Origin of the sequence: Streptomyces sp. NPDC047130 (assembly GCF_040643475.1) — a bacterium.
GTDB lineage: Bacteria > Actinomycetota > Actinomycetes > Streptomycetales > Streptomycetaceae > Streptomyces.
Genome location: NZ_JBEYUK010000030.1, coordinates 1 through 21,073, shown reverse-complemented (window position 1 = coordinate 21,073; position 21,073 = coordinate 1). Strand labels below are relative to the sequence as shown.

Sequence of the window (21,073 nt, the reverse complement as noted above, 5' to 3'; positions counted from 1 at the left end):
GAGTGCACTCGACCGCGACCTTCCTGATCGAGTTCGGCGCCATCATCCTCGGGCTGGGCCTCCTCGGCCGGTTCGCCGGCCGGTTCCAGTTCTCCCCCATTCCCCTTTATCTTCTGGCGGGCCTCGCCTTCGGCGAGGGCGGGCTGCTGCCGCTCGGCGCGAGCGAGGAGTTCGTGGCGATCGGCGCGGAGATCGGGGTGATCCTGCTCCTGCTGATGCTGGGCCTGGAGTACACCGCGACCGACCTGGTCACCAACCTCAAGACGCAGTACCCGGCCGGTCTGGTCGACATGGCGCTCAACGCGCTGCCGGGCGCCGCGATGGCGCTGCTGCTGGGCTGGGGCCCGGTGGCGGCGGTGGTGCTCGCGGGCGTCACCTGGATCTCGTCCTCCGGCGTCATCGCCAAGGTGCTGAACGACCTCGGGCGGGTCGGCAACCGGGAGACCCCGGTGATCCTGAGCATCCTGGTCCTCGAGGACCTGTCGATGGCCGTCTACCTGCCGATCATCACCGCCCTGCTGGCCGGCACCGGCCTCGCCGCGGGCAGCGTGACCCTGGCGATCGCCCTGGGCGTCGCCGGACTGGTGCTCTTCCTGGCGGTCCGGTTCGGGCGGCACATATCCCGCTTCGTCTCGCACCAGGACCCGGAGAAGCTGCTGCTGGTCGTGCTGGGCCTGACCCTGCTGGTGGCCGGCATCGCCCAGCAGCTCCAGGTGTCGGCGGCGGTCGGCGCGTTCCTGGTCGGCATCGCCCTCTCCGGCGAGGCGGCGGAGGGCGCGCACCACCTGCTCTCGCCGCTGCGGGACCTGTTCGCCGCGGTGTTCTTCGTCTTCTTCGGCCTGCACACCGACCCGGCCGCGATCCCGCCGGTGCTGCTGCCGGCGCTGGCGCTGGCCGTGGTCACCGCCCTCACCAAGATCGCCACCGGTTACTGGGCGGCCCGGCGCGCGGGGATCTCGGTCAACGGCCGCTGGCGGGCCGGCGGCACGCTGGTGGCGCGCGGCGAGTTCTCCATCGTGATCGCCGGGCTCGCGGTGACCTCCGGCATCGAGCCCCGGCTCGGTCCGCTGGCCACGGCGTACGTCCTGATCCTGGTGATCGTCGGCCCCCTCACCGCGCGCTACACCCAGCCGGTGGCGCTGGCGCTGTCCCGGGCCGCGGCCCGGCGCCGCGAAGGGTCCGCCGCCGCGGACGCGGCGGTGCCGGAGCAGCGGGCGGACGTGCCGGAGGCGGAGCGGATCGAGGGGGACCGCGTCGAGCGGCCCTGATCCCTGGTCCCTGATCCGTCGGCCGCCGCGGGGCTCTGTCTCGGGAGCCGGGTCTCCGGGCCCCTCCCGGTGCGTCCCGGTGCTCCCGGTGCTCCCGGTGCCTCCCGGCGCCTTCCGGTGCCTGCAGGTCCCTCCCGGTCCTTGCTCCCCACGGCGTCTGACGGCGGCGGAGGCGGGGGCCGGGGAGCGGGACGGGGTGGGGCGCGGGATCATCGGGGCATGGACGTCACTCTCCACCTCGCCCAGGACCCCCCGGCCGACGAGCTGCTCGGCCGCAGCCCCCTCGCCGCGCTGGTCGGCATGCTGCTCGACCAGCAGGTCCCGATGGAGTGGGCGTTCAAGGGGCCGCGCACCATCGCCGACCGGATGGGCGCGGACGACCTGGACGCCCACGACATCGCCGCCCACGACCCGGAGGCCTTCGCCGCGCTGCTCTCCGAGAAGCCGGCCGTGCACCGCTACCCCGGCTCGATGGCCGGGCGCATCCAGCAGCTCTGCCAGTACCTGGTGGAGCACTACGACGGCGACGCCGAGGGCGTGTGGCGGGACGTCGCGAGCGGCAAGGACCTGCTGAAGCGGCTGAAGGAGCTGCCGGGGTTCGGCGCGCAGAAGGCGCAGATCTTCCTCGCCCTGCTCGGTAAGCAGCTCGGCGTCCGCCCCGAAGGCTGGCGCGAAGCGGCCGGCGCGTACGGCGAGGAGGGCTCCTACCGCTCGGTGGCGGACATCACCGGCCCCGACTCGCTGACGAAGGTCCGCGCCCACAAGCAGGAGATGAAGGCCGCCGCCAAGGCCGCGAAGGCGGCCAAGGCCACATGACGGAGGGTCCAGGGCGGTCCGGTCCCGCGGGATCGGGCCGCCCGCGCCCGTAAGCGCACGGTTCACCCCCAGTGGCTGCGCCGAGCACACCATCCCCGGTAGGCTTTCCGTGTGATCTTCAAGCGCATCGGAAACGGCCGGCCGTACCCCGATCACGGCCGGGAGAGCACCCGGCAGTGGGCGGACGTCGCGCCGCGCCCGGTCCGCCTCGATCAGCTCGTGACGACCAAGGGCCAGCTCGACCTCGAGACCCTCCTCGCCGAGGACTCCACCTTCTACGGCGACCTCTTCGCGCACGTCGTGAAGTGGCGGGGCGACCTCTACCTGGAGGACGGCCTGCACCGCGCGGTCCGCGCCGCGCTCCAGCAGCGTCAGGTCCTGCACGCCCGCGTGCTCGAACTGGACTGACCGGCGGCAGCTGTTGCCCCTTTCGGGTTGACTCCCGCCAGGATGATGATCGTCTTGTAGGCATCCCCGGCCGGGCGCACTACGCTGCGCTCATGAGCATGCTGACCCCACCCGGCATGGGCGGCCGGTACCGCGTGACGGGGAAGACCTACCCCCGTATGCGTCGGCCCAAGAAGCGCCGCAGAGTCGTCGCGCTGACCGCGCTCCCCGTCGCCCTGCTCGGGCTGCTCGGCTGGGGCACGCTGCAACTGATCGACGTCTTCACCGGAGGCGGCGAGGCGTCGGCGGCCGGTGCGCGGGCCCAGTGCGCCACCCGCCCGAGCCCCTCGCCCACGCCGGCGAAGGTCTACCCCCGGCCCGACGGCATCACCGTCAACGTGCTGAACGCGACCACCCGTGGCGGGCTGGCCAAGAAGACCGCCGACGAGCTGAAGAAGCGCGGCTTCCAGATCGGCGAGGTGGGCAACGCGCCCAAGGAGTACGACAAGAAGGTCAAGAGCGCGGGGCTGCTGCGGGGCGGCCCGGAGACGGCCGACACGGTGCTGCCGGTGCTCGGCACGCAGCTCGCCGGCGCGGAGCTCCAGCCGGACGCGGCGCGTGAGCCGGACGAGAAGGCGAAGACCCCGGTGGTCGATCTGATCATCGGCGACGGGTTCAAGGACCTGGCCGCGCCCGCCGCGGCCGAGAAGGCGCTGGCCGCGTTGACCGCGCCGGAGCCGGAGCCGAAGGCGAAGGCGAAGGCGAAGGCGTCCCGGCAGGCCTGCTGAGTCGGAGCCCGTCGCGGCGGGCACCGGCGGGGCACCGGGAGCCACCGGCAGGCACTGGCGGGCACCGGCGGGTGTGGGGCCGCCGGAGCCGCCTGACGTGCGGCGACTGCGGGAGGACATGCGCGCGCCCTCCCGACGGAACCGGCGTCGGGCCGGTGTTCCGCCGGGAGGGCGGTGTCGTCCGGGCGGTCCCGCCGGGAGCCGGGCGGGCGGGGCCGTGCCTGGCGGGGACGGGGCTGTGCCGGGCCGGCGGGGCGGAGCAGGGCCGTGCGGGGCGCAGCAGGGCCGTGCGGGCCGTGCCTGGCGGGGACGGGGCTGTGCCGGGTGGGGCCCCGTGCTCGGCGGGACGGGGCTGTGCCGGGTGGCGTGGGTTACTCGGCCGCGCCGTACATGCGGTCGCCCGCGTCGCCGAGGCCCGGCACGATGTAGCCGTTCTCGTTGAGCCGCTCGTCGATGGAGGCGGTGACCACGGTGACCGGCACGTCCGCCAGGTCCCGTTCCATGACCTCCACGCCCTCCGGCGCGGCCAGCAGCACCACGGCCGTCACGTCGTCGGCACCGCGGTCGATCAGCTCGCGGATCGCCGCGACCAGCGTGCCGCCGGTGGCCAGCATCGGGTCCAGGACGTACACCTGGCGCCCGGAGAGGTCCTCCGGCATGCGGGTGGCGTAGGTGGAGGCGGTCAGCGTCTCCTCGTTGCGCACCATGCCCAGGAAGCCCACCTCGGCGGTCGGCAGCAGCCGGACCATGCCGTCCAGCATGCCCAGGCCGGCCCGGAGGATCGGCACCACCAGGGGACGCGGGTGGGACAGGCGGGTACCGGTGGTGGTGGCCACCGGGGTCTCGATCTCGACCTGCTCGGTACGCACGTCACGGGTGGCCTCGTAGGCCAGCAGGGTGACGAGCTCGTCGGCGAGCCGACGGAAGGTCGCGGAATCGGTGCGCCGGTCGCGCAGGGTCGAGAGCTTGTGGGCGACCAGCGGGTGGTCGACGACGTGGAGACGCATTGCTCCACAGTAACCGGGCACGAGGAGCCCACCCACCAGCCCGTCCGGTCCTCCGCGGGGAGGCGCCCGCCGCGGGCGGGGCGGCATCGAATACGCCGTCCGAGGGAAGGTGGAAGGAACACGGACGTAACGGACCGGGGTGGTGACACTGTGCCCGACCGCAGTTCCCGAGAGCAGGAACCCCGGCGGCAGGCGGCCCGACGGCAGTCGGCGCCCGCACGGACGGCCCGGGGGGCGGCGGCGGCTCAGGCGGCCCCGTCAGCGGCACCTGGGCAGAAGCAGGGGCAGGGGCAAGGGCAGGGAGGGCAGGGGCAGGAAGCCTGGGACGTGACGCCGGAGCCCGCAACCGGGACCGAAGCCGGAACCGGGGCAGGAACCGGGACCAGGGCAGGAACCGGGACCGGGGCAGGAACCGGGCCCGGGACCGGGACCGAAGCCAGGGCCAAGGCCAAGGCCAGGGGCGCGGAACCGAAGCAGCCGAAGCCGCGCGCCGCGGAGTCGTCGTCGTCCTCCCGCTCGCGGGCCCGCGCCGACACCGCCTCACGCTCACCGGCGGACACCCCGTCCCGCCCCCGCGCCGGCACCGCGCCGGCCGGCACGCGCCGCGCGGGCGAGGAACCGCTGCCCCCGCCCCGCCCGGTCCGGCCCCCCGAGACGGACGAGGAACGGCGCCGCCGTCGGGCCCAGTTCCTGCGCGACCTGGCCGAGGCGCGCGAGCTGCGCGACCGCGTGCAGCCCCGCCGCGCCAAGGCGGCACGCCTGCGCCACGCCCTGCGCATGAGCACCTTCCGCTGGTAGGCGCAGCGCGACGCGCCCGGCGCGGAAAGGGGGTCCGCGGCCGGTCACGATCAAAAGAGCCAGACACAGCCGGTCGAAGACATCCCCTGGGCGCGAGGTTTCTGCCACGATTCCGAGTGGGCGGGTCCTCGTACACATCGGTTCCCCGCCCGCGACCCCGCCGGGGGGACCCCCAACCGGCACGCCTATGACCAGTGGGAGAGTCACGGTGTACTTCGCCGCACTGCTCGCGCGCACCGAAGACGGGTGGGAAGCGAGCGACACGGAGCTCGACGATGTGGAGACCCTGGCGGACCTGGCCGACCTGGCCCGCGAAGCCTCGCCCGACGACGACACGGTGCTGGTGCTGATCGAGCAGGAGGACGCCTGGTTCGGCGTCGTCCGCGTGGACGGTGAGGACGACCCTCGCATCTACGTGTCCAACGCCGCGGCCGCCCGCCGCAGCTCGTACGGCGAGATCCTGCTCACCGACGATGTGCTCGGCCGCGAGCCGGAGGAGGACGACAGCACCGACCTGGACGCGCTGGACCTGGACGGCACCGAGGACGGAGAACCCCAGGACCTGGCCGACGAATCCGATGACGACGACGGCGGCGTGACCGGTGGCGGCCCCGTGCCGCACGGCCCGGTCGGCGACGGCGAGATCCTCGAGGACCTCGGCGTCACCGAGAAGGAGCTGCGCTCGCTGGAGGCGGACGACGCGCTCAACGCCATCGCCGAGACGCTCGGCGCCTCCGAGGTCCTGGAGACGGTCCGCTAACGTCCCCGTGTGACCAACGACCCGACCGCCCCGCGCCCCCTCCCGGGCGCGGGGCGGAACCGTACCGACTCCCCCTCCGGTGCCGTGCACGACCCGGTGCGCGACCCCTGGCGGTCCGTCATGGGCCTCGCGCTGGAACAGGCGCGGGCCGCGCTGCCCGGGGGCGACGTCCCGGTGGGCGCCGTCGTGCTCGCCCCAGACGGCGTCACCGTGCTCTCCGCCGCCCACAACGAGCGCGAGGCCACCGGCGACCCCACCGCCCACGCCGAGGTGCTGGCCCTGCGCCGGGCCGCCGCCGCGCGGGGGGAGTGGCGGCTGCCCGGCTGCACGCTGGTGGTGACCCTGGAACCGTGCGTGATGTGCGCCGGGGCCCTGGTCCAGTCGCGCGTCGACCGGGTCGTCTACGGCGCCCGCGACGACAAGGCGGGCGCCGCCGGCTCCCTGTGGGACCTGGTCCGCGACCGCCGCCTCAACCACCGGCCCGAGGTGATCGAGGGGGTCCTCGCCGACGAGTGCGCGGCGCTGCTCACGGACTTCTTCCGCGCCCGCTGACCGGGCGCGGAACCGGTCCCGGGTACGGATTTCTTCGCAGCGCCCACCGTGCTGTAAAGTCTCCCTCGGTAGCGTGTCCGAGCGGCCGAAGGAGCTCGCCTCGAAAGCGAGTGTGGCGCAAGTCACCGAGGGTTCAAATCCCTCCGCTACCGCTGACAGACGAAGGGCCCGGTCCGATGGACCGGGCCCTTCGTCGTGCCCGTGCTGGACAAGGGTCCGGTCTACGTTTGCCCTGTGAACCACAGCCGTTTCGACGCCCGGGCGCTCCGATGGTGTGACGTGCCGCCCTACCAGGCAGTTCTGGCGGAGACCGACTGGCGTTCGCTCGAGACCGCATGCGGGAGCGGTGAGGACCTCCCCCGGGTTCTGGCACTGCTGTTGGAGCTTGACCCCGAGGTGCAGGTCAGCGCCTTGTCGGAGTTGGGTGAGCTGGTCGGCCACCAGAACACCGTCTACGGAGCCACCGCCCCCGTCGCCGTGTATGTGGCGGGCATCCTCGCCCACCCGGCGGCCATGACGCTCCGGCCCTATCGCGCGATCCCGGTCCGGGCAGCGCTGTTGAGCTGGTTGGCTTCCACGGCCTACGGCGCCTCCGACGAGACGGTCGGCCGCATCCAGCAGTACGTCCCCGGCTTCCTCGCCGACGGTCCCTTGGCCGCCTTCCGAGACCTGCGCCCGGTGCTTTACCGGGCCGTCGCGCCCTTCCTCCAGGACCCTCACGAGGACGTGCGCGAAGCCGCCGTCGTCGCCGCGCTCATCCTCGCCGAGCACCCCGCACTCGCCGAACACCGCGACCACCTCGCCGTGCACGCGCGCGCCGTCCTGGACACCGGCAGCCGCGATGCCGACCGGCGCGTCGCCTGGAAGGCCCTCGAAGCGTGGGGCCACTGCGACCCCGGTCCTGAACCCCTCCAGGAAGAAGCCTGGGACGGGGGGCCGCACAGCGACGGTCGCGGCGATCTCGAACCTCCCTTCTGACGTCACGCGTCGTCGACCGAGTCGCGCCCACGGGTCCTCGGCCGGCTCGCCCACGACCGTGATCCGTACGTGCGCGAACAGGCCGCCGCGGCACTGTCGTAGGCGCATGGAACAGTCCGCTCCCATGGACACCGACACGTTCTGGGACACCGTCGAAGCCGCACGGACCGAGGCCGCGAGCACCGGCGAAGCCCTTGACGGCATCCTCGTGCGGCACCTGGCAGGGAAGCCGCTGCGGGAGATCCTGGAATTCCAGGAACGGTTCGACGAGTGGCACGACGCCCTGTACCGCTGGGACGTGTGGGCGGCCGCCTACCTTATCGGGGGCGGCTGTTCGGACGACAGCTTCATGGACTTCCGGGCGGGCGTGATCGCCCAGGGCCGGCACTGGTACGAACGGGTGGCCGAAGCTCCCGACTGCCTGGCCTCGCACCCCCTGGTGGCGTCGGCTCCCCGTGGCCCGGAGCGTCCGGAAGATCTGTTTTACGAGGCCGTGCATTACGTCGCCGCCAAGGCCTACGAGCGGATCACCGGAGACGAGGACGCCTTCTACGACGCGTGGCGCGACTTCGAGGCGGCGGCACGGCCGGACACGGATAGGGGGGAGCCGGACATGGGGGAGGACTTCGACTTCGACGACGACCAGGAGATGGCCCGTCGGCTCCCCCGCCTGGCCGCGCTGTTCATCGAGGCGTGAGGCCCGGGTCCGAGCGCCGCGGGCGAACCGCGACCGGGGTGCGTGGCCGGCCCTTGCCCGGCTACCTCAGCGGCAGTCCAGCGTCTTCACCGTCGCCGGGAGAGGTCGGTGCCGGTGAGGACGTTGTCGCCGGCCCGCAGCGCGGCCTTCTCGGAGGCGAGCCGGTCCATCAGGTTCTTCACCTGCGTGTCCCAGGTGGTCACGGCCGTCTTCAGCCCCTTCGCGGTCACCCAGCCATCGCCGTCCTTGGCGCCGAACGCCGTGACCGCGCCCTCGGTGTCCTCGTCGGCCCGGCTCCCCGCCTTCCGCGTCCCGGGCTCGATGTGCTGTTCGATCCCCCGCGCGGCGGCCTGCTTCTCCGCGGGCGAGGAGGCCAGATCCGGACCACCCGGTGCCCCGCCCGGCTCGGCCGGAAGCTGGTTCAGGCGCATCCCGGCGGACTGGTCCACGACGCTCCACCCTTCGTAACGCGCACTCGACACGCACGGCGCCCCCGCCGCGCGATCCTCTCGCGCACCGTACAACGAACGTGACGTCGAGTTACCGCCCGGTGGCCGAAAGTGATCGCCCGGACACGTGGGCGGTGGCGGGCCCCGGGAGGGGGCGCGCACACGTTGCGTCGGCACGGGAGCTCACGGATAGACTCCCCGGCGGCAGCAGGTGGGCGGGCGGCACGGGGGAGGGACCGCGGTGGCGGCGAACGCGAAGTCGATAGGACTGGGCATCGTCGTGGTGTTCGCGCTCTACGTGATCATCACCGACCCCCACACCGCTGCCGGCTATGTCGAAATGGGCTTCGAGGGCATCTCCGCGGGCGCCTCCGCCATCGGCGACTTCATGACCTGGGTCGCCCGGGGCGGCGGCAGCGCCTGACGGCAGCAGCCCCGCGGCCCCCGCGCACCCGGGAGTTCCCGTGATCCGCCACCTGGTCCTCTTCAAGCTCAACGACGGTGTCGAACGGGACGACCCGCGCGTCGTCGAGGGGGCGCGGCTCTTCGCCTCGCTCGGCGGGAAGATCCCGGAGCTGCGCTTCTGGGAGTGCGGCTGGAACATCAGCGACCGCCCCATCGCCCACGACTTCGCCATCAACTCCGCCGTCGAGGACGCCGAGGCGCTCCGCGCCTACATCGAGCACCCGGAGCACCAGGCGGGCGTCGCCCTCTGGCGCGAGTTCGCCACCTGGGTGATCGCCGACTACGAATTCTGACCGTTCCGGATCGCTTTCGGAGCCCCTCGCCGATCACGGCGAGGGGCTCCTTCGCGCGCCGGGGACAGGGATCGGGAGGGCTCGGCGGAGCCGGTGGCGCCCGCCGCGGGACCAACACGTCAGGGGGCAGGTGCTTGCGCCCTCTGTTCCGTCTTGTGATGCTATGACCGCTTTTGACGGATGTGTTGATGGATGACGAGGTGGAGTTGACCGTGCCGGCCAGTACTGCGCCTCCCGTGCCCTCGCAGGAGCCCGCGCCCCGCGCCGAGAGCACCGGGCGCGGGGAACGGGAACGGGAACGGCCCGAGCTCACGGCGCTCACGGAACGGACCACGCACACGGACCGGACCACGCACACCGACCGCGCCCCCGCCGCGGAACGGACCCCCGCCGCGGACCGCACCGCCGTCGCGGACCGTGCCGCCGTCACGGAGCAGCCCGACCGCCCCGAGCGCACCCGCACCACCCGCGGCGCGGACACCAGGGCCCTGACCCAGATGCTCTTCGGCCGGCTCAAGCACCTCCAGCCGGGGACACCCGAGCACGACCGCGTCCGCGGCGCCCTGATCGAGGCCAACCTCCCCCTGGTCCGCTACGCCGCCGCCCGCTTCCGCAGCCGCAACGAGCCGATGGAGGACGTGGTCCAGGTCGGCACCATCGGCCTGATCAACGCCATCGACCGCTTCGACCCCGACCGCGGCGTGCAGTTCCCCACCTTCGCCATGCCCACCGTCGTCGGCGAGATCAAGCGCTACTTCCGGGACAACGTCCGCACCGTGCACGTGCCGCGCCGCCTGCACGAGCTGTGGGTGCAGGTGAACGCCGCCACCGAGGACCTCACCACCGCCTTCGGCCGCTCCCCGACCACCGCCGAGATCGCCGAGCGGCTGCGGATCTCCGAGGAGGAGGTCCTGACCTGCATCGAGGCCGGCCGCTCGTACCACGCGACCTCGCTGGAGGCCGCGCAGGAGGGCGACGGGATGCCCGGCCTGCTGGACCGGCTGGGCTACGAGGACCCCGCGCTGGACGGCGTCGAACACCGCGACCTGGTCCGCCACCTGCTGGTCCAGCTCCCCGAGCGCGAGCAGCGCATCCTGCTGCTCCGCTACTACAACAACCTCACGCAGTCGCAGATCAGCGCGGAACTGGGCGTCTCCCAGATGCACGTGTCGCGGCTGCTCGCCCGTTCCTTCCAGCGGCTGAGGTCCGCAAACAGGATCGAGGCATAATCCCCACGAGGGAATCCACGGTGCGCCCCCCTGTGCCCCGTTGAGCCGTGACGTGCCGTCATACGGCCTCTGTGCTGCGCCTATTCACCGGTCACATGTCGACAAGTCACTACAGCGCGTTGCCGACTTGTGACATTCTTCGGGAAGCGTGTTTGCCGGGACTCAGGCTCCGGTATTCAGGTGAAGGCTGCGCTCCCCGACGGAGCGCCGGCCGCGACCGTCCGCGACCCAAAAGGGGGTGGCATGTCCGCAGACCAGGGCAGCTCGAAGGTGCTCACGCTCACGAAGAGCGCGTCCGCGCCCGACGCGCTCGACCATGTCCCGGGCCTCGACGAAGCGCCGGTTCCGGCGCCCGCCGCCCCGGCGGCCATCGACACCCGCACGCTGTCCCGCTCCCTGTTCCTGCGGCTCGCCTCGCTCGACGAGAACAGCCCGGAGCGCGCCTACGTCCGGGACACCCTGATCGAGCTCAACCTCCCCCTCGTCCGGTACGCGGCGGCCCGCTTCCGCAGCCGCAACGAGCCGATGGAGGACATCGTCCAGGTCGGCACCATCGGCCTGATCAAGGCGATCGACCGGTTCGACTGCGAGCGCGGGGTGGAGTTCCCGACCTTCGCGATGCCGACGGTCGTGGGCGAGATCAAGCGCTTCTTCCGCGACACCTCGTGGTCGGTGCGGGTCCCGCGCCGCCTCCAGGAGCTTCGGCTGGCCCTCACCAAGGCCAGTGACGAGCTCTCCCAGAAGCTGGACCGCTCGCCCACCGTCTCGGAGCTCGCCGCGGTGCTCGGCGTCTCCGAGGAGGACGTGGTCGACGGCCTCGCGGTGGGCAACGCGTACACCGCGTCCTCGCTGGACTCCCCCGCCCCCGAGGACGACGGCGGCGAGGGCTCGCTGGCCGACCGCCTCGGCTACGAGGACACCGCGCTGGAGGGCGTGGAGTACCGGGAGTCGCTGAAGCCGCTGCTGGCCAAGCTGCCCCCGCGGGAGCGCCGGATCATCACGCTGCGGTTCTTCGCCAACATGACCCAGTCGCAGATCGGCGAGGAGGTCGGCATCTCCCAGATGCACGTCTCCCGGCTGCTCACCCGCACGCTGGCGCAGCTGCGGGAGGGACTGATCGCGGACTGATCGCGGAACGGTCGCGGAACGGTCCAGCACCGACCGCGGACCGACCGGCCCCGGACCGGTCCGCCCGCGCCGCCCACGCCACCCACGCCGGGCCGGCGAAACGCCAGGCCGCCGGCCCCCGAGCAGGGGGTCCGGCGGCCTGGCGTTTCCGGATGCGTTCCGGATGCGTTCCGGGGCGGGGCCCCGGGCGGCGTCGTGCTCGTCGGGTCGCGCGGGTCTAGGCGAGCGCCAGCCACGCCACCGCGGCGACGACCACCACGGCGGCGACGATGCCGAGGATCACGCCGATCCGGGGTCCCGCGGAAGCCGTCTGCGGCTGACGCGCCTGCGGCGACTCGTCGACGAACGCGCGGAACATCTGGGTGCTGCCGGCCGGGTCGTAATTGCCCTGGGGGCCCTGGGTGTTAGCCATGGCAGGACCCTAGCGAACCTTGGCGACCCGGCCCAAGTGCGGTCCGTCACCGGGGCGCGGGGCGGGCCCCGGCGGAAGGCCGGGCCCGCGAGGACCGCCCCACCCGAGCGACGGCGGCTCGCACCGCGCTGACCTGCGCTCTTACCGAACCTTCACTTTCGCAATACTTGCCTTTGCCAAGTTTTGGTGTGCCCTACATCGTTTTCATTTGCCTACTGCAACCAACTTTTCCTACGGTTGCTTTAAGCAACGAACCGTGGAGCCCCAGGAGGGCCGGATGGCCAGGCAGGCGCAGCTCGAGGAGCTGCTGAGGCAGCTCAGTGGCGTCGGCGCCGTCAAGCGGGAACTGGGGCGGCAGCTGCCCCCCGAGTGCCCCGCCGGCTCCGCCGCCGTCCTGACCGTGCTGCACCGGCACGGGGAGATGCGCCTGAGCCGGCTCGCCGAGCTGCTCGCGGTGGACATGTCCGTGTGCAGCCGGCACGTCTCGCACGTCGCGGACCGGGGCTGGGTCGAGCGCCTCCCCGACCCGGACGACCGGCGCTCGCGGATCCTGCGGCTCAGCGACACCGGCCTGGAGCAGCTCGAGGAGCTGTCCCGGCGCTCGACCGCGCTGCTCTCCGAGCGGCTCGGCGACTGGAGCGACGAGGACGTCGCCCGGTTCTCGCTGCTGATGAAGCGCTTCCGGCAGAGCTTCGGCGACTGCCGTCGCACCACGACCACCCAATAGTCGGATCCACCCGGCAGACACACCAGACAGAGGAAACGCATGGCAACCACCACACCGGCCGGTGTGCGGGCCGACGCCGAAAGCGGGGGAGGGACCTCCGGCGGCGTCCGGATGACGCACCGGCAGATCCTGGAGGCCCTGTCGGGCCTGATGCTCGGCATGTTCGTGGCGATGATCTCGTCCACCATCGTGGGCAACGCGATGCCGCGGATCATCGCCGACCTGGGAGGCGGCCAGTCCGCCTACACCTGGGTGGTGACCTCCTCGCTGCTGGCGATGACGGCCTCCACCCCGCTGTGGGGCAAGCTGGCCGACCTGTACAGCAAGAAGCTGCTGATCCAGATAGCCCTGGTGCTCTTCGTCGTGGCCTCGGCCGGCGCGGGCTTCTCCCAGAACCCCGAGACGCTGATCGCCTTCCGCGTCTTCCAGGGCATCGGCGGCGGCGGTCTCGCCGCCCTGTCACAGGTCATCCTGGCCTCGATCATCTCCCCGCGGGAGCGGGGGAAGTACGCCGGCTACCTCGGCGCGGTGTTCGCGGTCGCAACCGTGGGCGGTCCGCTGCTGGGCGGCGTCATCACCGACACCGAGTCGCTCGGCTGGCGCTGGTGCTTCTACGTGGGCATCCCGTTCGCCGTGATCGCCCTGATCGTGCTGCAGAAGACGCTGCACCTGCCCGTGGTCCGGCGCAAGGTCAAGGTCGACTGGCTGGGCGCCACCCTGGTCGCCGCCGCGACCTGCCTGATCCTGCTCTGGGTCACCTTCGCCGGTGACAAGTACGAGTGGGTGTCCTGGCAGACCTACGCCATGGTCGGCGGCTCGATCGCGCTGACCCTGCTCTTCCTGCTGGTCGAGACCAAGGCGTCGGAGCCGATCATCCCGCTGCGGCTGTTCCGCAACCGCACCGTCACGCTCTCCGCGTTCGCCTCGCTCTTCGTGGGCATCGGCATGTTCGCCGGCACCATCTTCTTCGCCCAGTACTTCCAGCTGGCGCGCGGTGAGTCGCCGACCATGTCCGGCGTGCTGACCATCCCGATGATCGGCGGCCTGTTCGTCTCCTCCACCGTCTCCGGCAACCTGATCACCCGCACCGGCAAGTGGAAGGCCTGGCTGGTGGCCGGCGGCTTCCTGCTCGCCGCGGGCCTGGGCCTGCTGGGCACCATCCGCTACGACACCCCGTACTGGCACGTCGCGGTCTTCATGGCCGTGATGGGCGTCGGCGTCGGCATGATGATGCAGAACCTGCTGCTGGCGGCGCAGAACCAGGTCGCCCCCAGCGACCTCGGCGCGGCCAGCTCGGTGGCCAACTTCTTCCGCTCCCTGGGCGGTGCGGTCGGCGTCTCCGCCTTCGGCGCGGTGCTGGCCAACCGGGTCAGCGAGTACGTCAAGGAGGGCGCGGCCGACCTCCCGCCGAAGTACGCGCAGGCACTCGGCTCCGGCAACGCCAGCGACAGCATCCCGGACGTCTCCGCGCTGCCCGGCCCGCTGCGCCAGCTGATGGAGAGCGCCTACGGCCACGGCATCGCCGACATCTTCCTGATCTCGGCGCCGATCGCCCTGATGGCGTTCGTCCTGACGATCTTCATCAAGGAAGTCCCGCTGAAGACGCACTCCGCGCTGCAGGAGGCGGCCGGCCCGGTCCCCGCCGACGGCGAGGCCACGGCCCCCATCGCCCCGGCCGGCCCGAAGCACGCCGCCCCGTCCGCCGGCGACGTCGCCGCGACCGCCGCGACCGCCGCCAACGCGGTGGCCGCCACGGCCGCCCCGGAGCGCACCGGCCTCCCGGTGCACGGGTTCGTGCGGAACGCCGAGAACGCCCCGCTGGCGCACGCGGCGGTCACGCTGATCTCGCTGGAGGGCCGCCAGCTCGGCCGGGCCATCGCCCAGGCCGACGGCGCCTACGCGGTCGACGCCCCCGGCGTCGGGTCGTACGTGCTGATCGCCTCCGCCGACGGCTTCCAGCCGCAGGCCTCCACCATCACGGTCGACGGCGGGTCCCTGTCGTACGACATCCTGCTGAGCGGCACCAGCGGCCTGACCGGCCAGGTCCGGTCGGCGGCCACCGGCGAGCCGGTGGCGGGCGCCATGGTGATCGTCACGGACGTGCGCGGCGACCTGGTCGCCACCGGCGCCACCGACGCGCAGGGCGAGTTCGCCTTCGACGCGGTGGTCCCGGGCGACGTCACCGTAGCGGTCAACGCGGCCGGCTTCCGGCCGAGCGCCCTGCCGGTCCGGGTCGGCACCACCGGGGTCACCCGCGTGGAGGCCGCGCTGGAGGCGGGCTCGCAGCTCAAGGGCGTCGTGCGCTCGCCGTACGGCCCGCTGCCGGACGCCCGGGTCACCCTCCTGGACGCGGCGGGCAACGTGATCGGCACCGCCACCACCGGCGAGGACGGCGTGTACGCCTTCGCCGACCTGGACAGCGGCGACTACACGGTCATCGCGACGGGCTACCCGCCGGTGGCCACCACCCTGACCGTCCGCCAGGACGTCGAGGACCACACCGTCGAACTCGCCCACCCCGGCGCATAGACGGCCGCGGCCCGTGGCAGGGCTCCTCCGGGAGCCCGTCATGGGCCGCACCCTTTTGCCCCTTTCCCTTTTGCCCCTTTTCTCTTTCCCCCGCTTTTCCAGCCATGCCTTCGAGGGAGACATCGGATGGCCTTGACCGCACGAGTCCGGACACGGGACGGATGGGCCGTGTCGCACGCGGTCGTCACGCTGACCGACGCCCACGGCGTCCAGGTGCTGCGCGCCGAAGCCGACGAGGAGGGCCAGGTCCGTGACCTGACCGGCCTCGCGCCCGGTGCCTACACGGTGATCGTCACCGCCGTCGGCTACGCCCCGGTGGCCGCCAGCGCCATCGTCACCGCCTCCGGGCACGCCGAGGTCGGCGTCGTCACCCTGGCCCGCCAGGGCGGGGAGGAGCTTCCGCCGCCCGGCCCCTGGACCGTCGACCCGGCGCACTCCACGGTCGGGGCGGTCGCCCAGCACCTGGGCATCTCCAGCGTGCGCGGACGGTTCACCGACTTCGCCGCCGTCATCGAGGTCGCCCCCGACGACGTCGTCCACTCGCGGGTGGACGCGGTGATCCGCGCCGACTCGATCGACACCGGCAACCGCACCCGGGACGAGCACCTGCGCTCCGAGGACTTCCTGTTCGTCGACAAGTACCCGGAGATCACCTACCGGTCGCACGCCCTGACGCCGTCCGGAACCGACCGGTGGACCGTGCACGGCGAGCTGACCATGCGGGGCCTGGTCCGCCCCGTGGACCTCTTCCTCAGCTACCTCGGTACCGGCGCCGACCCCTGGGGCGGCACCCGTGCCGCGTTCCGTGCCACCGCCGAGCTGCGGCGGGAGGACTTCGCGATGAACTACAACCAGATCGTGCAGGCGGGGATCGCCGCCATCGGCACCACGCTCCGGGTGGAGCTGGACGTCCAGGCGGTCCGGGGCACGGAACTCCCGGCCGCCTGACGGCCCTCCGCCTCGGGTGGGCGGCACGGCACACCGGCCGCGCCGCCCCACGCGGCGCACGGAGCAGCCCGGTCGGGGGCGGTCCCCGCGGCGCCTGGAGCCCGGCCGGGGCGGCCCCTAGGCTGCGGACCATGGCACCGAAGAAGATCGCGACCAACACCGCCGTCTCGCGCGAGGAGCTGCTGGACTTCGTCCGCCCCCGTCACCGCGCGCTCCTGATCACCCGCCGCTCCGACGGAAGCCCCCAGGCCTCGCCGCTGACCTGCGGCGTCGACGACGCGGGGCGCATCGTGATCTCGACCTACCCGGAGCGTGCCAAGACCCGCAACGCCCAGCGGGACGAGCGGGTCTCGGTCCTCGTCCTCAGCGACGACTGGAACGGCCCCTGGGTCCAGGTCAACGGCACCGCGGAGGTCGTCCACGCCCCCGACTCGGTGGAACCGCTGGTGGAGTACTACCGGAACATCGCCGGGGAGCACCCCGACTGGGACGAGTACCGGGCCGCCATGGTCGAGCAGGGCAAGTCCCTGATCCGCGTCACCCCCGTGACCTGGGGGCCGGTCGCCACGGGGGGCTTCCCCGCCCGCCTGGCGGACGAGGACTGACCTCCGCTTCCGTCCCGCCCGGGCGGGGCGGGCGGGACGCCGCCGGCCGGCGCCGGGTTCCGGAGCCCGGCGTGGGGCGGGACGTCGTCAGCCGGCGCCGGGTTCCGGAGCCCGGGCGTGGGACGGGACGCTCTCGGCCCGCGCCCGGCCCCGGAGCCCGGGCGTGAGGCGCAACGCTCTCGGCCCGCGCCCGCTCCCGGAGCCCGGGCGTGGGACGGGACGCTCTCGGCCCGCGCCCGCTCCCGGAGCCCGGGCGTGGGACGGGACGCTCTCGGCCCGCGCCCGCTCCCGGAGCCCGGCGTGAGGCGCAACGCTCTCGGCCCGCGCCCGCTCCCGGAGCCCGGCGTGAGGCGCAACGCTCTCGGCCCGCGCCCGCTCCCGGAGCCCGGCATGAGGCGGGACGCTCTCGGTCGGCGCCCGGCCCCGGAGCCCGGCGTGGGACGGGTCGCTCTCGGCCCGCGCCCGGTCCCGGGGCCGGGCAGGGTGGATGCCCGCAGCCCGGTGGTCGTCTTCGACGGCGTTCAGAACAGCCCCGGCTGGTCGGAGGCCCGCCGCGCCGGCGGCCGCAGCGGCAGCGCGAGGCCCCCGCCGCCCTCCGGCGCGGCGGTGAGCGGCCATCCCGGCAGCAGCCGCGTGTCCAGCACCACCACCCCCTGGCCGGTCCGCAGGTGCAGGTCGGGCCCCGCGGCGGCCAGCAGCCGCCCCTCGACCAGGCCGCCGGGCACCAGTTCCCGCACCGTCCCGGCGGCCGGCGGCAGCCCTTCCAGCCCGAACACCCCGGCGTGGTCCACCACCTCCAGCGGCATCCGCTCCAGCGCCTCCGGCCACCCCGGCAGCGCCGCCGCCCGCGCGTGCAGCGCGGCCACCTCCGCGCCCCGCTCCCCCGCGTCCCCCGGCAGCTCGGACCGCACGGCCCGTTTGGCGTCGTACGGGATCCGGTCCGGGACCCCGAGCGCCGCCCGCAGCACCTCCTCGGCCCGCCGCGCCGCCATCAGCGGCCCGCGCCCCAGCCAGGTGAACGCCACCGCGCCCTGCTCCAGCAGCCGGGCGGACCCGCGCCGCACCGCGGTGATGCCCACCTTCGTCATCCCGGGCCCGAACCAGGCCAGGTAGACGTGGTACGGCCGCGGGTCGTCGGCCAGCGTGTCGGCGGCCACCGAGTGCGCGCGCTCCAGCCGCGCGCACTCCTCGCACCGCGCCGACGCCGACCGCCCCGGCACCTCCGCCCGCAGCGGGCACGGGTTGCCGCGCGCCCCGACACAGCGGCGCACCGCGTCGCCCGGCACCGCGAGCACCACCCGTTTCCCGGGAGGCAGCGCGCTCTCCCGGCCGCCTCGCCACCGCAGCAGCGGTCCGTCCGCCGTCCAGCGCAGCCCTTCGCCGTGCCAGCCGCGCGCGGTCAGGACGCCCCGCCCCCGGAGCCGGTCCCCCGCTCCTCGTCGAAACTCGCCCAGTACGCCGCGGCCATGTCCTCCCGGCCGCGCCCCTGCTCCTCGGCCCGCCGGAACCGCTCGGCGGTCGCCGCCGCCACGTCCATCCGCACTCCGTTCCGCCGGCCCGCGTCCACGATCAGCCGCGCGTCCTTGCCCGCGGTCTCCACGGCGAACGCGGCGGGCGTCAGCCGGTCCTCCAGGATCAGCTCGGCCTTGGCCCGCAGGTAACCCATGTCGAGCGGGCCGCCGCCGATCACGTCCAGGAACGCCTCCGCCTCGACGCCCAGCCCCTTCGCCAGCGCCAGCGTCTCCCCGGCGGCGCCGGTCACCGCCAGCACCCAGCTGTTGGCCACCAGCTTCAGCCGGGTGGCCCCGCCCCGCGCACCGTCCTCACCGGCCCACACCGTGCGCGCGCCGACGGCGTCGAACACCGGCGCCACCAGCTCCCGCCCGGCGGCCGGTCCCGCGGCCAGCACGGTGAGCTGCCCGGCCTCCGCGGGCTGCCGGGTGCCGAGCACCGGCGCGTCGTAGAACACCAGCCCGTGCTGCCCGGCGAAGTCCGCCAGCTCCGGCAGCGCCTCCAGCCCGGCCGTCGTGCACTGCGCCCACACCGTGCCCGGACGCAGCCCCGGCACGGCCTGCCGCATCACCTCCAGCGCGGCGGGCCCGTCGTACAGCATCGTGAGGACCACGTCGGCGCCCTCCACCGCCTCGGCCGGCGTGGAGGCGACGCGCGCCCCCGCGGCGGCCAGCGGCTCCGCCTTCTCCCGGCTGCGGTTCCACACCGTCAGCCCGTGCCCGGCCCCGGCGATGTTGCGGGCCATCGCGGCCCCCATGATCCCGGTGCCCAGCACGGCCACGGTCAGCGTCCCGGTCATCCCCTCGGCCTCCTGTGCGGTGAATCCTGCGTCGGTACCGCTCCCCACTATGACGCGGGCCCGGCCCCCGCCCCGGCCGGCCGCGCGAGAACCGTTGACCTCGCGGAGGACGCCCGCGACGATCACCCGATGATCTCCGTCACCGGACCGCCGACGTACCTCGCCGCCCTCCTCCTGGCAGCCGGCCTGGTCCTCGCCGCCTCCGGCGCCCTCGCACTACGCCCCCGGGCAGCCGGCGCCCCGGCGCCCCGGCCGCCACGTGCCCTCGCCCTCCCCGCGCTGATCGCGGGAACCCTCCTCGCCCTCGGCGGTACCGCCGGGCTGCTGCTCACCGACGACCCGGCCAGGAACAGCTGGGAGTCCCGGACCGCCTACGCCAGTTGCGGCGAGGTGCACCTGTCCCACGGCGACGAGATGCGCACCCACGCCACGGCCGAGATCCGCTGCCTCCGCCGCGCCCTCGACCGGGCCGGAGGAGCCGAACTGGAGGTGCGGTACCGCACCGTCGAGGGCGACCCGATCCGCGACCACTACCGCCTGACCCCCCGCGGCACTCTCGAGGTCTACACCGACAGCACGGAGGACCGGTACTCCGACGGCACATGGTCCTTCGCACCCTGCCACCGCCCGAACTGGCTGCCGGAAATCACCTGCCCCGGCCCTGCCCCCGACCGGGCGTAACGCGAGAGGCCCCGGACTCTCGTCCGGGGCCTCTCGTCTGTGTGCACTCGGCAGGATCCGAACCTGCAACCTTCTGATCCGTAGCTCTGTAGAGATCGGTCATCGAAGGTCATACAGGCTGTCGGGAAGCCCATGGGGGACAGCGGGGGGCGCTGCCGGTTGCCGGGGTTGCTGTACTTCTCTGCTGTGCAGCCGTGCTCCGGCGGGAACTAACTCAGGACATCGATAGCGCTGGCCACATCCGTACGGACACCCTCGCTAGCCGCCTCCTACACCTCTCACCTGCCGCAGTGGTCCGCCGGCGGGACGTGCGCGTACCGGTCAGAAGGGAGGTTCAAGATCGCTACAACCGTCGCTGTGTGGCCCCCAATCCCAGCGTTCCTCCCGGAAAGGTTCAGAGTCGGGGACGTCGTGGCCCCATGCTTCGAGTGCCTTCCAGGCAACGCGTCGGTTTGGGTCGTCGCTGCTGGTGTCCAGGATGGTGCGCGCGTGCACGGCGAGGTGATCGCGGTGCTCGGCGAGCGCGGGGTGTTCGGCGAGGATGAGCGCGGCGATGACGGCGGCTTCGCGCACGTCCTCGTGGCTGTCCTGGAGGAAGGGTGCGACGGCCCGGTAAAGCATCGGGCGCAGGTCCCGGAAGGCCGCCAAAGGACCGCCGCGGGTGAGGAAACCAGGGACGTACTGCTGCATGCGGCCAACGATCTCGTCGGAGGCGTCGTAGGCCGTGGAAACCAACCAGTTCAACAGCGTCGCGCGGATGGGGATGTTGCGGTAGGGCCGAAGGGTCATGGCCGCCGGATGGGTGAGGATGCCGGCGACATACATGGCGACAGGGGCGGTGGCTTCGTAGATGGTGTTCTGGTGGCCGACCAGCTCACCCAGCTCCGACAAGGCGGAGACCTGAACCTTGGGATCGGGCTCCAACAGCCGTGCCAGAACCCTGGGAAGGTCCGCACCGCCCCCGAAAGCCGTCTGGAGCGAATCCCAATCAGTTTCCGCCAGGACTACCTGGTAAGGCGGCACGTCGGGGGCGTGGGGCGACGCCCCGCCGTTGGAGCGGCTGTGGTTCACAGGCCAAATGTAGCCAGACTTCTGACCCGATTCCCCTTCGATCGAGGCGGAGCATCCTCCTCAACCCACCACTTCCCCCAGCTCCCATCCCGTGTGCCGTCGACCCACACTCCGTGGAGCAGGCGCGGTGCCTGGCGTCCAGGTGGAGCGCGCCACTGTACGAACGACCTGGAC

The 21,073-nt window shown here is 73.2% G+C and carries 24 protein-coding genes and 1 tRNA gene; 19 read left to right on the top strand and 6 right to left on the bottom strand.

The window, feature by feature from the left end:
• Positions 1-2: 2 nt before the first annotated feature.
• From ABZ836_RS26600 to ABZ836_RS26585, 4 genes are all read left to right on the top strand, one after another.
• Entirely contained in the window at positions 3-1,268 is a 1,266-nt protein-coding gene (locus ABZ836_RS26600) for a cation:proton antiporter (protein ID WP_356132390.1), read from the top strand.
• 219 nt (positions 1,269-1,487) lie between these two features.
• A complete protein-coding gene (locus tag ABZ836_RS26595; RefSeq protein WP_356132393.1) occupies positions 1,488-2,084 on the top strand; it encodes an HhH-GPD-type base excision DNA repair protein in 597 nt (198 codons plus the stop codon).
• A gap of 111 nt (positions 2,085-2,195) precedes the next feature.
• Positions 2,196-2,492, top strand: a complete 297-nt coding sequence (locus ABZ836_RS26590) for a type II toxin-antitoxin system VapB family antitoxin (protein ID WP_003949502.1) — start codon at positions 2,196-2,198, stop codon at positions 2,490-2,492.
• 116 nt (positions 2,493-2,608) lie between these two features.
• Positions 2,609-3,259 (top strand): LytR C-terminal domain-containing protein, encoded by a 651-nt coding sequence (locus ABZ836_RS26585; RefSeq protein WP_361146275.1) that lies wholly within the window; start codon positions 2,609-2,611, stop codon positions 3,257-3,259.
• Between the two features lie 371 nt (positions 3,260-3,630).
• Here the strand turns inward: ABZ836_RS26585 and upp are convergent, their stop codons facing one another.
• Entirely contained in the window at positions 3,631-4,266 is a 636-nt protein-coding gene (gene upp / locus ABZ836_RS26580; protein WP_356132399.1) for a uracil phosphoribosyltransferase, read from the bottom strand.
• Between the two features lie 327 nt (positions 4,267-4,593).
• Between upp and ABZ836_RS26575 the strand changes: the two genes are divergently transcribed.
• From ABZ836_RS26575 to ABZ836_RS26550, 6 genes are all read left to right on the top strand, one after another.
• Positions 4,594-5,064, top strand: a complete 471-nt coding sequence (locus ABZ836_RS26575; protein ID WP_361146281.1) for a response regulator — start codon at positions 4,594-4,596, stop codon at positions 5,062-5,064.
• Between the two features lie 208 nt (positions 5,065-5,272).
• Entirely contained in the window at positions 5,273-5,824 is a 552-nt protein-coding gene (locus ABZ836_RS26570; protein ID WP_356132627.1) for a hypothetical protein, read from the top strand.
• Positions 5,825-5,944: 120 nt separating this feature from the next.
• On the top strand, positions 5,945-6,376 hold the full coding sequence (tadA, locus tag ABZ836_RS26565; protein ID WP_356132629.1) for a tRNA adenosine(34) deaminase TadA: 432 nt from the start codon (positions 5,945-5,947) through the stop codon (positions 6,374-6,376).
• Positions 6,377-6,443: 67 nt separating this feature from the next.
• Positions 6,444-6,528, top strand: a tRNA-Ser gene (locus ABZ836_RS26560).
• Between the two features lie 82 nt (positions 6,529-6,610).
• Positions 6,611-7,354 carry a hypothetical protein gene (locus tag ABZ836_RS26555; protein WP_361146198.1) on the top strand — a complete coding sequence of 248 codons (744 nt, stop codon included), beginning with the start codon at positions 6,611-6,613 and terminating at the stop codon, positions 7,352-7,354.
• A 106-nt stretch (positions 7,355-7,460) separates the two neighbouring features.
• Positions 7,461-8,051 carry a DUF4240 domain-containing protein gene (locus tag ABZ836_RS26550; RefSeq protein WP_361146195.1) on the top strand — a complete coding sequence of 197 codons (591 nt, stop codon included), beginning with the start codon at positions 7,461-7,463 and terminating at the stop codon, positions 8,049-8,051.
• A gap of 86 nt (positions 8,052-8,137) precedes the next feature.
• Here ABZ836_RS26550 and ABZ836_RS26545 read toward each other — a convergent pair whose 3' ends face one another.
• Positions 8,138-8,500, bottom strand: coding sequence for a hypothetical protein (locus tag ABZ836_RS26545; protein WP_356132405.1), 363 nt, complete (start codon positions 8,498-8,500; stop codon positions 8,138-8,140).
• A 241-nt stretch (positions 8,501-8,741) separates the two neighbouring features.
• Here ABZ836_RS26545 and ABZ836_RS26540 point away from each other — a divergent pair, with 241 nt between their 5' ends.
• The 4 genes from ABZ836_RS26540 to ABZ836_RS26525 all read left to right on the top strand — a co-directional run bounded on the left by ABZ836_RS26540 (position 8,742) and on the right by ABZ836_RS26525 (position 11,615).
• Complete coding sequence (locus tag ABZ836_RS26540) at positions 8,742-8,924, top strand: hypothetical protein (RefSeq protein ID WP_356132407.1); 183 nt, start codon at positions 8,742-8,744, stop codon at positions 8,922-8,924.
• 40 nt (positions 8,925-8,964) lie between these two features.
• Positions 8,965-9,258, top strand: a complete 294-nt coding sequence (locus ABZ836_RS26535; protein ID WP_356132409.1) for a Dabb family protein — start codon at positions 8,965-8,967, stop codon at positions 9,256-9,258.
• Positions 9,259-9,446: 188 nt separating this feature from the next.
• On the top strand, positions 9,447-10,487 hold the full coding sequence (locus ABZ836_RS26530) for an RNA polymerase sigma factor SigF (protein WP_361146190.1): 1,041 nt from the start codon (positions 9,447-9,449) through the stop codon (positions 10,485-10,487).
• Positions 10,488-10,730: 243 nt separating this feature from the next.
• Complete coding sequence (locus ABZ836_RS26525; protein ID WP_356132415.1) at positions 10,731-11,615, top strand: RNA polymerase sigma factor SigF; 885 nt, start codon at positions 10,731-10,733, stop codon at positions 11,613-11,615.
• 217 nt (positions 11,616-11,832) lie between these two features.
• Here the strand turns inward: ABZ836_RS26525 and ABZ836_RS26520 are convergent, their stop codons facing one another.
• Entirely contained in the window at positions 11,833-12,027 is a 195-nt protein-coding gene (locus ABZ836_RS26520) for a hypothetical protein (RefSeq protein WP_356132418.1), read from the bottom strand.
• Positions 12,028-12,304: 277 nt separating this feature from the next.
• Here ABZ836_RS26520 and ABZ836_RS26515 point away from each other — a divergent pair, with 277 nt between their 5' ends.
• The 4 genes from ABZ836_RS26515 (at position 12,305) to ABZ836_RS26500 (ending at position 16,836) form a co-directional block, all read left to right on the top strand.
• The gene (locus ABZ836_RS26515) at positions 12,305-12,754 is read left to right on the top strand and encodes a MarR family transcriptional regulator (RefSeq protein ID WP_356132421.1); all 450 of its coding nucleotides are present in this window, start codon (positions 12,305-12,307) and stop codon (positions 12,752-12,754) included.
• Between the two features lie 39 nt (positions 12,755-12,793).
• The gene (locus ABZ836_RS26510) at positions 12,794-15,283 is read left to right on the top strand and encodes a DHA2 family efflux MFS transporter permease subunit (protein WP_356132423.1); all 2,490 of its coding nucleotides are present in this window, start codon (positions 12,794-12,796) and stop codon (positions 15,281-15,283) included.
• A 126-nt stretch (positions 15,284-15,409) separates the two neighbouring features.
• Positions 15,410-16,231: a YceI family protein gene (locus ABZ836_RS26505; RefSeq protein WP_361146185.1), complete on the top strand. Its 822-nt coding sequence runs from the start codon at positions 15,410-15,412 to the stop codon at positions 16,229-16,231.
• A gap of 131 nt (positions 16,232-16,362) precedes the next feature.
• Entirely contained in the window at positions 16,363-16,836 is a 474-nt protein-coding gene (locus ABZ836_RS26500) for a PPOX class F420-dependent oxidoreductase (protein ID WP_356132429.1), read from the top strand.
• 521 nt (positions 16,837-17,357) lie between these two features.
• Here ABZ836_RS26500 and ABZ836_RS26495 read toward each other — a convergent pair.
• Positions 17,358-18,239 (bottom strand): DUF2797 domain-containing protein, encoded by an 882-nt coding sequence (locus ABZ836_RS26495; protein WP_356132631.1) that lies wholly within the window; start codon positions 18,237-18,239, stop codon positions 17,358-17,360.
• Positions 18,236-19,147, bottom strand: a complete 912-nt coding sequence (locus ABZ836_RS26490) for an NAD(P)-dependent oxidoreductase (protein WP_356132432.1) — start codon at positions 19,145-19,147, stop codon at positions 18,236-18,238. Before ABZ836_RS26490 ends, ABZ836_RS26495 begins: the two co-directional genes overlap by 4 nt.
• 129 nt (positions 19,148-19,276) lie before the next feature.
• On the opposite strand from ABZ836_RS26490, the gene ABZ836_RS26485 reads away from it, so the two are divergent.
• Positions 19,277-19,828, top strand: coding sequence for a hypothetical protein (locus ABZ836_RS26485; RefSeq protein WP_356132435.1), 552 nt, complete (start codon positions 19,277-19,279; stop codon positions 19,826-19,828).
• A 321-nt stretch (positions 19,829-20,149) separates the two neighbouring features.
• On the opposite strand, the gene ABZ836_RS26480 is transcribed toward ABZ836_RS26485, so the two are convergent.
• Positions 20,150-20,899, bottom strand: a complete 750-nt coding sequence (locus tag ABZ836_RS26480) for a hypothetical protein (protein ID WP_361146180.1) — start codon at positions 20,897-20,899, stop codon at positions 20,150-20,152.
• Positions 20,900-21,073 lie beyond the last annotated feature (174 nt).

Bases quoted from the DNA above. Each gene is read 5' to 3' on its own strand.
- ABZ836_RS26595 (WP_356132393.1), top strand. From the start codon at position 1,488: ATGGACGTCACTCTCCACCTCGCCCAGGACCCCCCGGCCGACGAGCTG.
- ABZ836_RS26585 (WP_361146275.1), top strand. From the start codon at position 2,609: ATGGGCGGCCGGTACCGCGTGACGGGGAAGACCTACCCCCGTATGCGT.
- upp (WP_356132399.1), bottom strand. From the start codon at position 4,266: ATGCGTCTCCACGTCGTCGACCACCCGCTGGTCGCCCACAAGCTCTCG.
- tadA (WP_356132629.1), top strand. From the start codon at position 5,945: ATGGGCCTCGCGCTGGAACAGGCGCGGGCCGCGCTGCCCGGGGGCGAC.
- ABZ836_RS26550 (WP_361146195.1), top strand. From the start codon at position 7,461: ATGGAACAGTCCGCTCCCATGGACACCGACACGTTCTGGGACACCGTC.
- ABZ836_RS26530 (WP_361146190.1), top strand. From the start codon at position 9,447: ATGGATGACGAGGTGGAGTTGACCGTGCCGGCCAGTACTGCGCCTCCC.
- ABZ836_RS26525 (WP_356132415.1), top strand. From the start codon at position 10,731: ATGTCCGCAGACCAGGGCAGCTCGAAGGTGCTCACGCTCACGAAGAGC.
- ABZ836_RS26520 (WP_356132418.1), bottom strand. From the start codon at position 12,027: ATGGCTAACACCCAGGGCCCCCAGGGCAATTACGACCCGGCCGGCAGC.
- ABZ836_RS26515 (WP_356132421.1), top strand. From the start codon at position 12,305: ATGGCCAGGCAGGCGCAGCTCGAGGAGCTGCTGAGGCAGCTCAGTGGC.
- ABZ836_RS26510 (WP_356132423.1), top strand. From the start codon at position 12,794: ATGGCAACCACCACACCGGCCGGTGTGCGGGCCGACGCCGAAAGCGGG.
- ABZ836_RS26505 (WP_361146185.1), top strand. From the start codon at position 15,410: ATGGCCTTGACCGCACGAGTCCGGACACGGGACGGATGGGCCGTGTCG.
- ABZ836_RS26500 (WP_356132429.1), top strand. From the start codon at position 16,363: ATGGCACCGAAGAAGATCGCGACCAACACCGCCGTCTCGCGCGAGGAG.
- ABZ836_RS26490 (WP_356132432.1), bottom strand. From the start codon at position 19,147: ATGACCGGGACGCTGACCGTGGCCGTGCTGGGCACCGGGATCATGGGG.
- ABZ836_RS26485 (WP_356132435.1), top strand. From the start codon at position 19,277: ATGATCTCCGTCACCGGACCGCCGACGTACCTCGCCGCCCTCCTCCTG.